Below are 10581 nucleotides of genomic sequence, written 5' to 3'. Positions count from 1 at the left end.
TACGACACCCTCATGACCGACCAACTCGACACAGCCGTCGAACAACACGGCAAGGGCGACCTCACCACCATGCTCACCGGCAACGACACCTGGACCGTGGAGGCCTCATGACGTACGCCGTCGCCCGGCCGCGCATCCGTATGCGGGGGGCGCCGGCACGCACACTTCAGTGTGGCTTCCCCGGTCCTTCAGCGGAGTCGGGCAACGTGCACCCCGTCAGACGCACACGTCCCCGCAACCGTTTCCGCAGAGCCGCCGGAGACCGCAGCAAAGGAATCCCCACCCCATGGACACCTTTACCGCACCCTCCCCCACCTTCCTCGGCACACACCATCTGGTCCACCGGCCGGCCAGCCCCGAGGCCTTTCTGCTGAAGGCGACCGGACCGATACGTCAGAACTTCGCCTTCTCCGCAGAACTGCCCGAAGAACAGAGGCTGTTCGGCAACTCCCTATCGCCGTACCACGAGCTGCTCTTCCCCGTGGAGTCACTGCGCCAGACCATGCTGTTCGCGGCACGCCGGTACTTCAGGGTGCCGGCGAGCAGCCACCCCGTCGTGACCTCCGGCAGCGCCGAGATCACGCGGCTGGACGCCTGGCGCCGCGGCGGCACGCGGGCCGGGATCGCCCTGGAACTCGGGATGACGCCCCTCGACATCGTGGGCGGTGTGCCGCACGGGCTGGAGTGCGAGGCCGCCGTCTCCATCGACGGCGAGCGCTGCGGCACCGCCTCGGCCCGCCTGGCCTTCCTCGCCCAGGGCATCTACCGCAGCCATCGCGGACTCGGGCGGCGGCAGAGCGAGGAGTCCCTGGCGGCCGGGTACGACGCCCCGGCCTCCCCGGGCCGGCCGCTGCCCGAACAGGTGGGTCACCGGGACAGCCGTGACGTCCTGGTCGGACTGCCCGAGCACACCGGAGCGGACGGCCATGACGAACTGACCTTCACCGTCGACGCCGGGGCGGCCGCCGGCCCGCGGTTCGGGGCCGGCGCACCGGACGACGTCCCTCCGGCGCTGTTCCTGGAGGTGTCCCGCCAGGTGGGGCTGCTGGCCGCCGCGGAGCTGCGCGGCTTCGTCCCCTCGCACGCCGTGCTGTCCCGCTGGCAGGCCACCTTCCGTGGCTTCGCCGAGCCCGGGCTGCCGTTGTACTGCACGGTGCGGGAGGGGTTGCGCCGCGCGGACGGGCGGGTGTGCCGGGACGCGGCGGGCCGGCCGGTGGTGGAGCTGCGGCTGTCGTTCCACCAGGGCAGCCGGGCCGTGGCGCGGGTCTCCGCGTCCGTGCTGCAGGACTGCTGAGCCGCGCGATGAGATACCGCGTACTCGGTCCCGTACGGATGATGCCCCGTACGCCGTCCGCGGCCAAGCCGCGTTCGGTCCTCGCCACCCTGTTGGTGCGGCACGACACAGTGGTGTCGACCCATACGCTGATCGACGAACTGTGGGGTGCGGAACCACCGCGCACGGCCACCACCACCCTCCAGGTGTACGTGTCCCAGCTCCGCAAGGCCCTGCTGGCGGAGACCGGCGAGGCCGCGGCGGAGACGGGTCCGGTGCAGCCGCTGCTGACCCGGGCCCCCGGCTATCTGATGCGGACCGCCCCGGAGGAACTGGACCTGGCCGTCTTCGAGTCGCTGCGGGCCGAGGGCCGGGCCGCGTACGGCCGACGCGAATACGAGGCCGCCTCGCGGGCGCTGAGCGGCGCGCTCGGGCTGTGGACGGGACCCGCGCTCTCGGGCATACCGCACGGCCCCGCCCTGGAGACCTCCGCGATCCGGCTGAACGAACTCCGCGCCGAGGTGCTGGAACAGCGGATCTCCGCCGAACTGCGGCTCGGACGCCACCATGAACTGGTCGGTGAGCTGATGGCACTGGCACACGAACATCCGCTGCGCGAGACGCTGCGCTGCCACCTGATGGTGGCGCTCTACCGGGCCGGCCGGCAGTCCGACGCCCTGCAGGTCTACCACCGGGCGCGGCGCTCGCTCGTCGACGAACTGGGGGTGGAGCCCGGGCCGGTGCTGAGCAGACTGCACGAGCGCGTCCTCGCCTCCGACCCGTCGCTGGCCTGGCACGGTGAACCCGAGCCCCGGCCCGTCCCCGCCGGCGGATCCGACGGCCGTCCGGCGGACCCGCAGGCCGGAGCGCCGACCCGGTACGGCCGGGACGCGAGGCCCACGGTGTGGCTGCCGCCGGCCGTGGCGGACTTCACCGGGCGCGAGGACCAACTGGCCTTCGGCGAGCGGCTGCTGGCGGGCGATCCGCCCGGTGGGAACCAGGTGCTCGTGCTGTCGGGCCGGGCGGGCGCCGGAAAGACGGCGCTGGCCGTGCGCCTCGCTCACCACGCCGCCGACCGGTTCCCCGGCGGACGGGTGCTGGTAAGGCTGCGGAACGCCGACGGGCGGGCCCTCGAACCGAGGGAAGCCATGGCGACCCTGCTGCGACGGCTGGGCGGGCCACGGGCCACCGGAACGGCCCCGGGCACGGACCGTGGCACAAACCCTGGCACGGACCAGGGTGCGGAACCGCTGCCGCCGTCCGAGACGGAGCTCGCGGAGCTGCTGCACGAACGCACCAAGGGCCGCGCGATGCTCCTCGTCCTGGACGACGCCGTCTCGGAGGCACAGGTCCGGCCGGTGCTGTCGGCCGTGCCCGACAGCGCGGTGCTCCTGACGAGCCGTCACAGGCTCGGCGCGCTGGAGAGCGCCCGGCACCTGACCCTCGACGTGCTGCCCGCACGGGAGGCCGAGGCACTGCTCGCGGCGTGCGGCGGCCCGCGGATGCGGGACGCCCCCGAGGCGGCGGGGGAGATCGCCCGGCTCTGCGGCCGGCTGCCGCTGGCCCTCCGGGTGGCGGCCGCCGGACTCGCGGCCCGTCCGCACTGGACCGCTGCCGGACTCGCCCAGCGGCTGCGGGACGAGCGGACCCGGCTGGCCGCGCTCGCGCTGGGCGATCTCGACGTACGCGGCACTCTGCTGACCGCGTACCACGACATGGGCGAGGAGGCCAGGCGCGCCTTCCGGATCCTCGGGCCGGCCGCGCTGCCCGACTTCGCCCCCTGGGCCGCGACCGCGCTGCTCGCCACGGACCCGGCGGAGGCGGAGCGGCTCACCGAAGAGCTGGTGCGGGCCCATCTGCTGGAGGCGCGGCGGCGGCCGGGGCGGCTGGCCCCCGTGCGCTACAGCTTCCCCGCGCTGCTGCGGCCGCTGGCCCTGGAGGTGCTCGCCCAGGAGTCCCCGCAGGAGGGTCCCGCGGCCGTGGAACGGCTGTGCCGTGCCTTCCTGGCGCTGGCCAGGCACGCGGACGCGCGCATGGCGCCCGGCAGGGAGCGGCTGGCGTACGAGGCCGGACCGCCGCCCGGGATCTCCCCCGAGGAGGTGGTCGGCAACGCGCCGCTGCGGTGGTTCCAGGAGGAGTGCGCGGGCCTGTCGGAGGCGGTGCGGCAGGCGCATGCGGCCGGGTTGTGGCGGCTGTGCTGCTCCTTGGCCTCGGCCGCGGCCGGCTACTACGAGGCGGGCGCCCTGTGGGACGCGTGGGAGTCGACGCACGACCTGGCGCTGGACGCGGCCCGCCGGTCCGGTGACGTCCACGCGGAGGCCGTGATCCTGCGCTCCCTCGGCGACCTGGCCTGGCAGCGCCACCAGGCCTCACTGGCGACCGAGCGGTACCGTCTCGCCCGGCAGCTGTTCACCCGCCACGGTGACGAGGTGGCGGCGGGCCGCTGTCTGTCCGCCGAGGCGGACGCGCTCCTCGCCGGGGGGCAGGTCGCGCTGGCCGGACCCGCCTATGCGCGCGCCCTGTCGGTGAGCGGGCCGGCCGACGATGCGCGCGGCTCGGCGGAGTCGCTGCGCGGACTGGCCCTGGTGGCGCAGTGCGAGGGCCGCCACGAGGACGCCCTCGCCCGCATGGAGGAGTGCGAGAGCGCCGCGCGCTCCGCCGACGACCACCGCTGGACCGCGTACGCGTCGCGTACGGCGTCCGCCCTGCGCATCGCTCTCGCGGCGGGCGGGCCGGCCGGGGAGTCCTCGGTCCCGCTCGAAGTCCGCCCCGGTGTCTGGCTCTTCCACCCGTCACGGCCGGTCGGGCAGGCCGCGTGAGGTCCGCCCGCCCGGTGCCGTGGGGGCCATCCGGCTACCCCGGCGCCGGGCGGGCGGCCCCCCGCTCCTCCTCGCCCACGGCTGCCAGCAGGGCGTCGACGATGCCGGGGTCCAGTGCGGTGGCCGCCGCCGGGTCCGCCGTGCGGCCGAAGCCGGCGTCGCCGACGGCGACACCGAGGGTGTAGCGCCCGGCGTACGACAGGGTGTGGAAGGCCCACGCGCCGACCGTGCCGGGGGTGCCGTCGGGGCGCAGGACGTCCGTGGGGGTCCGGTCCGGGCTGAAGCCGAAGTCGGTGAAGCGGAGCAGCAGGCCGAGACCGACGGCCTTGGTGTAGGCCTCCTTCAGCGTCCAGAGGCGGAGCAGGGCGGGGTTGCGTTCCGCGAGGGGCATGGCCTCGATCCGCCGTGCCTCGTACGGGGTGCACATCTGCCGGACGAGACCGGACCCGTACAGGACACGGTCGGCGCGCTCGGCGTCGACGCCGATGGCGCCGTCGGTGGCCAGGCCGACCAGCAGCAGGTCGTCGGTGTGGCTGAGGCTGATGTGCACCCCGTCGTAGCCGCGCAGGAAGGGGCGGCCGGTGAGTCCGTAGCCGAGTTCGACGGACTCGGGCGGTACGCCGAGCGCGGCCGCGGCGGCGGACTTCAGCAGGAGGCGGGAGGCGGCGAAGCGGGTACGGACCCGTGGGTGTGTCAGTTCCTGGAAGCGCTGCCAGTCGTGGCCCAGGAGCGCCCGCAGCCGGGTGCCCGTCCCTTCCGGCCGCCAGTCGTCCTGGCGGGCGCAGAGCACGGCGGTCCCGTGCCGCTCCAGGTCGGCGCGGACCCTGCGCCAGTCCGCCGTGGGGCCGGGGACCGTGATCGGCTCAGCGAGGTCCGGGGTCCGGCGCCCAGGTGCCGTCATCGAAGGTCTCCATCGTGTGGTGGAGGTCGGACAGCACGTCGGCCGCGGTCGCGCCGTCGATCACCCGGTGGTCGAAGGTGAGGCCCAGTCGCATCACGGGCGCGGGCACCACGGCACCGTCGCGGACCACCGGACGGTCCACGACGCGGCCCGCGCAGAGGGTCACGGCGGTGCCGCCGGACGAGTGGAAGCCGTCGACGGTGCGGTGGCCGAGGGAGCTGACGGAGACGGTGCCGAACACGCCGGCGCGCCGTTCCGGATCGCGCAGCGCGGCGGCGAAGGCGGCTCTGCCGAGCGGGACCGGAAGCCGGCCCAACGTCCGTACGCTCTTGAACTCGGGCAGTTCGGCGGCCTGTTCGCCCTGGTAGCGGTCGACGCGTTCCTGGATCTCGCGCAGGTTCGCGGTCTCCAGGCCGGGGACGAGCGCCGAGAGCACGGTGCGCTCGCCCTCGACGGGCCGGTCCAGGGCGAGTTTGGCGGTGACGCCGTCGAAGCGGACGACGCTCGGGCGGCGCAGGGGTGCCGGCCAGCCGGGCGCCATGACGGCGTTGGCCTCCGGGTGACGGTCGAGGACCCGCCCGGCGGCGTACAGCAGATAGCTGACGACCGAGTAGCGCCGGCCGTTGTCGCGGGCGGCCGCGCGGTGTGCCTGGACGCGGGTCATGTCGATGTCGGTGTCCAGGTGTACGGGCCGCTGGGCCGCCGCCCACTCCAGGAAGTACAGGGTGTGGCGGCGGCGCCGTACGGCGGTGGCGGTGCTCACCCGGACACCGCCAGCTCGTAGATCTCCTGGAGGCTGCGGGCCTCCAGGACCTTGCCGACGGGGATCCTGCGGCCGACGGCGGATTCCAGCGCGGTGACGAGCTTGAGGAGGTGGAGCGAGTCCCAGTCGGGGAGTTCGTCGAGGTCGGCGGCGACCTGGCCGGGTGCGAGCGGCATGCCGGTCTCCTCGTCGACGAGCCGGACGTAGTCGTCGAGGGTGAAGCCGCCCGGGGCGGGGACGGACGCGGTGCTGTCGGTGCTCATATCTTCTCCAGGGCGAAGCCGGCCTTGATCCATTTGCTGGACTCGACGGCGACCGCGAGAGCCCGTTCGCCGGCCGACATCCGTTCCAGCAACTTCTCGATCTGCAGGAAGGGCAGGGCGTTTCCGTTGTTGCCGGTGTCCGCGACGCACGAGACGTCCTTCGCGGTCGGCACGTCGAGTTCCTCGGTGATGCGGCGGGTCATCCGGCCGGACAGCTGGGGCGGCAGCAGGTAGTCGAGCTGGTCGGCCTCCCAGTCGAGTTCGCCGAGCATCTCCCAGAGGATCTCGGCCGCCATGACGGGCACGGACTCCTCGATGGCCTTGTAGTCCTCGGTGAGGGCCTGCCGGTCGTCGTACCGGTCGGCGAGCCCGAACCACTCGATGACCTGTCCTGGCTTGCGGCCGAGACCGGTGAAGCGGTTGAGGACGTGGCGCAGCGCGACGCGCTGTCCGCGCGGCTCGTCGGTGAGGACGGCCGCGCCGGCGCCGTCGCCGAACAGGACGTAGTTGACGAGGTCGCCGGGGGCGGCGCCGGAGACGTCGCGCTGGAGGTCGAGGTGTTTGCTGCACACGTCGCCGCCGATGACGAGGCCGGTGCGGTACTGGCCGGAGGCGATCATCGACCGGGCGACGCCGAGGGCCTGTACGGCGCCGGCGCAGCCGGACTGGAGCTGGAAGGTGGGGACCTGATCCAGGCCGAGCTGGTCGGCGACATGGTTGACGGTGGCGGGCATCAGGGTGTCGGGGGTGGCCGTGCCGAGGACGATGAACTCGATCTCGGACGGGTCGGCGCCGGGGGCGGCGAGGGCCCGCTCGGCGGCCTGCGCGCAGAGGTCGGCGAGCGACCAGCGCACCACGCCGGTGCCGAGGTCGCGGGCGAAGTGCCGCGTCCTGGTGCCGATGAAGACGTCGATCCACTCCTCGTTGATGCCGAGCACCTTGGACAGGGTGGCGTTGTCCACCGGGTCACCGGGCAGGGCGGTGCCGATGGAGGCGAGATAGCTCGTCGGAGCGGTCATGCGGTCCTCTCTTCTTCCCTGAGCGCCCGGTGCTCCCCGATGCCGCCCACGTCCACGCTCCCGGGACCGGGCACCGTCGCGCCGAGTTCGCGGAGGAAGGCGACGAGGTCGCCGACGGAGGAGAGCCGGGGCAGCAGGTCCTGGACCGTCAGGGTGCCGATGCCGGCGAGGCGGTCCTCCAGCCGGTTCTTGAGTTCCATGATCATGACGGAGTCGAAGCCGAGGTCCTCGTAGAGCCGGTCGCGCGGGCCGACTCCGGTGTAGCCGCCGACCAGCCGGACGGCGCCGAGGACGGCGTCCGCGACCGGGTCCGCCGGGCCGCCGGGCGGGTCCGGGGTGAGGACGGACACGGGGGCGGTCCCGGGCTCCGCGTGCGGTACGGACGCCAGGGCCGTCGGGGCGCCGACCGTGCCGGGGCGCCGGACCGGATTCCTCGCCCAGTAGCGGTGTTCCGTGGAGAAGGCGTACGGGGGCAGCGGGTGCGCGACCCGTTCCTCGGCCGGGTACGCGGCGTCCCAGTCGGGGTCGACGCCGCCCCGGTACAGCTCGGCGAGGGCCTCGGCGAGGTCCCGGCCGGCGGACTCGGGACCGTGCACCGGCAGGACATGGGCCGGGGCCGGGACATGGGCCGGGGCCGGGACATGGGCCGGGGCCGGGCCCGCGCTCTCGGCGGGCCGGCCGAGGCGGCGTACCAGCCCGGAGAGCACCGGCCGGGGGCCGGTCTCCACGAGGTGGGTCGGGCCCTCGGCGAGCAGCGCGGCGGCGGCGTCCCCGAACAGCACGGGTGCGCCGATGTGTTCGGTCCAGTACGCGGCGTCCATCGCCTCCCCGTCGAGCAGCCGGCCGCGTACGGTCGAGTACAGCGGGATCTCCGGCACTCCCCCGCCGACCTCGGCTGCGATCGTCGCGAAGCGGTCCCGTACGGGCCGCATCAGCGGTGAGTGGAAGGCGTGCGAGACCTGGAGCCGGCGGGTGGTGAATCCCTCGGCCGCGAGTTCGGCGCCGATCCGTTCCAGGGCCGCCAGGTCACCGGAGAGCACCGTGGAGGCGGGGCCGTTGACGGCGCCCACGCCGACCAGGGGTTCCCCCTCGATCCGCGCCTGGAGGTCCTCCCGGGCGGCCCGGACGGACAGCATGCCGCCGCCCGGGGGGAGTTCCTGCATCAGGGCGCCGCGGGCGGCGACCAGCCGGGCGGCGCCGTCCAGGGGGAGCGCCCCGGCCAGGACGGCGGCGGCGAACTCGCCGACGCTGTGGCCGAGGAGCAGGCCGGGGCGCACGCCGAGTTCTGTGAGGGTCCGGCCGAGGGCGTGGCCGACGGCGAACAGCGCGGGCTGCGTCCACCGGGTGTGGTGGACCGCCTCGTCGCCGGCGAGGAGCAGGTCGCGCACGGACCGCCCGGTGTACGGGAGCAGGGCGGCGTCGGCCTCGTCGAGGAAGTGCCGGTACAGCGGCGACTGTTCGTACAGAGCGGCGGTCATACGGGGGTACTGCGAGCCCTGTCCGGTGAACAGGAACGCGATGCGGGGCCGGGCGGCGGGCCGCCCGGCGAGCCGGGCCGACAGCTCGGGGTCGGCGGCCGACTCGCGCAGCGCGGCGACGAGTTCACCGGTGTCGGTGGCGACGGCCGCGAAGCGGTGGCGGTGCCCGCTCTTGACGCGGTTGCCGGCCCTGGCCAGCGGGCCCAGCGGGACGCGGCGGGCCGCGACCGCGTCCGCCTGGACGAGCAGGTTGCGGCGCAGCGCGTCGGCGTCCGGCGCGGTGAGGGTGAAGACGGCGGCGCCGATACCGCCCGGCGCGGCGCCGTCCACCGGTGCGGGCGCGGCGGCGCGGCCGGGCGCGGACTCCAGGACGGCGTGGGCGTTGGTGCCGCCCATGCCGAAGCTGCTGAGTCCGGCGACGGTGGGGCCGGCGGGCAGTCGCAGCGGTGCCTTGAGCAGCCGGAGGCCGTGGTCGCGCAGGGCGAGCCGCTTGCTCTCCTTGGCCGCGAAGCGGCTGGCGGGGACCACCCGGTGGTGCAGGGAGAGGGCGACCTTGATCAGTCCGGCGATGCCGGCGGCGCCCTCGGTGTGGCCGAGGTTGCCCTTGACCGAGCCGAGTGCCATGGGCTTGCCGGCCCGGTCGGCGTGGTGGTGGCCGAGTGCCTTGACCTCCATCATGTCGCCGAGGGCGGTGCCGGTGCCGTGGGCCTCGGTGAAGACCACGTCGGAGGGGTCGACCCCGGCCCTGCGGTAGGCGGCGCCGAGCACCTCCTGCTGGGCCCAGCGGCTGGGCGCGGTCAGCCCGTTGCTGCGGCCGTCCTGGTTGACGGCGATGCCGCGGATGACGGCGTACACGCGCTGGCCGTCGGCGATCGCGTCCCGCAGCCTGCGCAGCACGATCACGCCGACGCCCTCGCCGCGGCCGATGCCGTCCGCCTCGGCGCTGAAGGGCTTGCAGCGCCCGTCGGGGGCGGAGAGCCCGGCCTGGGTGTAGAAGATCGACAGGGCGGGGGTGAGGGCCACGTTGACACCGCCGACGAGGGCGTGGTCGCACTCCTCGGACAGCAGGGCGTTCACCGCGAGATGCGCGGCGACCAGCGAGGAGGAGCAGGCGGTGTCGACGGCGAGGCTCGGGCCCTTGAGGTCGAGGTGGTACGAGATCCGGTTGGCGGTCATGCAGTAGCCGTTGCCGGTGCCGGCCTGGGCGGTGACGTTCGGGTAGTCGGTGAGGTGCAGTTGCGCCCACTCGTTGCCCATGACGCCGACGAAGACCCCGGTCCGGGTGGCGGCGAGGTGCCGCGGGGCGATCCCCGCGTCCTCAACCGCCCGCCACGCGGACTGCAGCAGCAGCCGCTGCTGGGGGTCCATCGCGGCCGCCTCGCGCGGCGAGATGGTGAAGAACTCGTTGTCGAAGGCGTCCGGGTCGGCGATGAAGCCGCCCTCGGTGGTGTTGGTGTGTCCTTCCTCCCCGGCCTCGGAGTGGAACTCCTTGGCGTCCCACCGCTGCCGGGGCACCTCCCCCACCCCGTCCGCGCCCCGCATCAGCAGGTCCCAGTAGGCGCCGGTGTCGGGCGCGCCCGGGAATCTGCAGTCGATGCCGACGATGGCCACGGGCTCCATCAAGCGCCGCCGCTCTTCGCGGTCTCCGCGGCGATCTCCTCCATGAGGTGGCCGGCGAGGGCGTGGACGGTCGGGTAGTCCCAGGCGACGGTCGGCTCCACCATGAGGTCGAAGTCGTCCTCGATGTCTCCGCACAGGCTGAGGGCGGCGACGGAGTCGAGGCCGTACTCCGCGAGGGGCACGTCCGGGTCGATCTCGTCGGGCCGCCGCTTGAGGTAGAGGGCGATGCGCTCGGCCAGCCACGTGGTCAGAGACTCGGTGGTGTGTCCGGTGGTCGGAACGGGCATGGTGGACTCCTCGGCGGGGATGAGCGGTTCTCGCCTGCTGTCTCGTGCGGTCGTGATGTCGTGCTGCCGTACGGCCGTGATGTGGTGATGTCGTGCTGCCGTACGGTCGGGATGTCGTGCTGCCGGCCGGCCTCCGCCGCAGACGGCGGGGGGTTCTG

8 protein-coding genes and 1 pseudogene are annotated in these 10581 nt (G+C 74.3%); 3 read left to right on the top strand and 6 right to left on the bottom strand.

Annotation, left to right across the window (positions count from 1 at the left end; all coding sequences use genetic code 11):
- From AB0P17_RS32055 to AB0P17_RS32045, 3 genes and pseudogenes are all read left to right on the top strand, one after another.
- A pseudogene (locus AB0P17_RS32055) lies at positions 1-111 on the top strand (2-oxoacid:ferredoxin oxidoreductase subunit beta); the annotation flags it as partial.
- A gap of 175 nt (positions 112-286) precedes the next feature.
- On the top strand, positions 287-1294 hold the full coding sequence (locus AB0P17_RS32050; RefSeq protein WP_365816383.1) for an AfsA-related hotdog domain-containing protein: 1008 nt from the start codon (positions 287-289) through the stop codon (positions 1292-1294).
- Between the two features lie 8 nt (positions 1295-1302).
- Positions 1303-4092: a BTAD domain-containing putative transcriptional regulator gene (locus AB0P17_RS32045; protein WP_365816381.1), complete on the top strand. Its 2790-nt coding sequence runs from the start codon at positions 1303-1305 to the stop codon at positions 4090-4092.
- Between the two features lie 34 nt (positions 4093-4126).
- Here the strand turns inward: AB0P17_RS32045 and AB0P17_RS32040 are convergent, their stop codons facing one another.
- Genes AB0P17_RS32040 through AB0P17_RS32015 form a run of 6 tightly spaced genes read right to left on the bottom strand, consistent with a single transcriptional unit; the run spans position 4127 to position 10423 of the window.
- Entirely contained in the window at positions 4127-4993 is an 867-nt protein-coding gene (locus AB0P17_RS32040; protein ID WP_365816379.1) for a 4'-phosphopantetheinyl transferase superfamily protein, read from the bottom strand.
- Positions 4956-5756 carry a 2-oxo acid dehydrogenase subunit E2 gene (locus tag AB0P17_RS32035; protein WP_365816377.1) on the bottom strand — a complete coding sequence of 267 codons (801 nt, stop codon included), beginning with the start codon at positions 5754-5756 and terminating at the stop codon, positions 4956-4958. Before AB0P17_RS32035 ends, AB0P17_RS32040 begins: the two co-directional genes overlap by 38 nt.
- A complete protein-coding gene (locus tag AB0P17_RS32030; protein ID WP_365816375.1) occupies positions 5753-6019 on the bottom strand; it encodes a phosphopantetheine-binding protein in 267 nt (88 codons plus the stop codon). Before AB0P17_RS32030 ends, AB0P17_RS32035 begins: the two co-directional genes overlap by 4 nt.
- The gene (locus AB0P17_RS32025; RefSeq protein WP_365816373.1) at positions 6016-7038 is read right to left on the bottom strand and encodes a 3-oxoacyl-ACP synthase III family protein; all 1023 of its coding nucleotides are present in this window, start codon (positions 7036-7038) and stop codon (positions 6016-6018) included. Before AB0P17_RS32025 ends, AB0P17_RS32030 begins: the two co-directional genes overlap by 4 nt.
- Complete coding sequence (locus AB0P17_RS32020; protein ID WP_365816391.1) at positions 7035-10136, bottom strand: beta-ketoacyl synthase N-terminal-like domain-containing protein; 3102 nt, start codon at positions 10134-10136, stop codon at positions 7035-7037. The genes AB0P17_RS32025 and AB0P17_RS32020 overlap by 4 nt, the downstream gene beginning before the upstream one ends.
- Positions 10136-10423 carry an acyl carrier protein gene (locus AB0P17_RS32015; protein WP_365816371.1) on the bottom strand — a complete coding sequence of 96 codons (288 nt, stop codon included), beginning with the start codon at positions 10421-10423 and terminating at the stop codon, positions 10136-10138. Before AB0P17_RS32015 ends, AB0P17_RS32020 begins: the two co-directional genes overlap by 1 nt.
- Positions 10424-10581 lie beyond the last annotated feature (158 nt).

This window comes from Streptomyces sp. NPDC088124, from assembly GCF_040685895.1.
Classification (GTDB): domain Bacteria; phylum Actinomycetota; class Actinomycetes; order Streptomycetales; family Streptomycetaceae; genus Streptomyces.
This window is presented reverse-complemented; position numbering and strand designations above follow the sequence as displayed.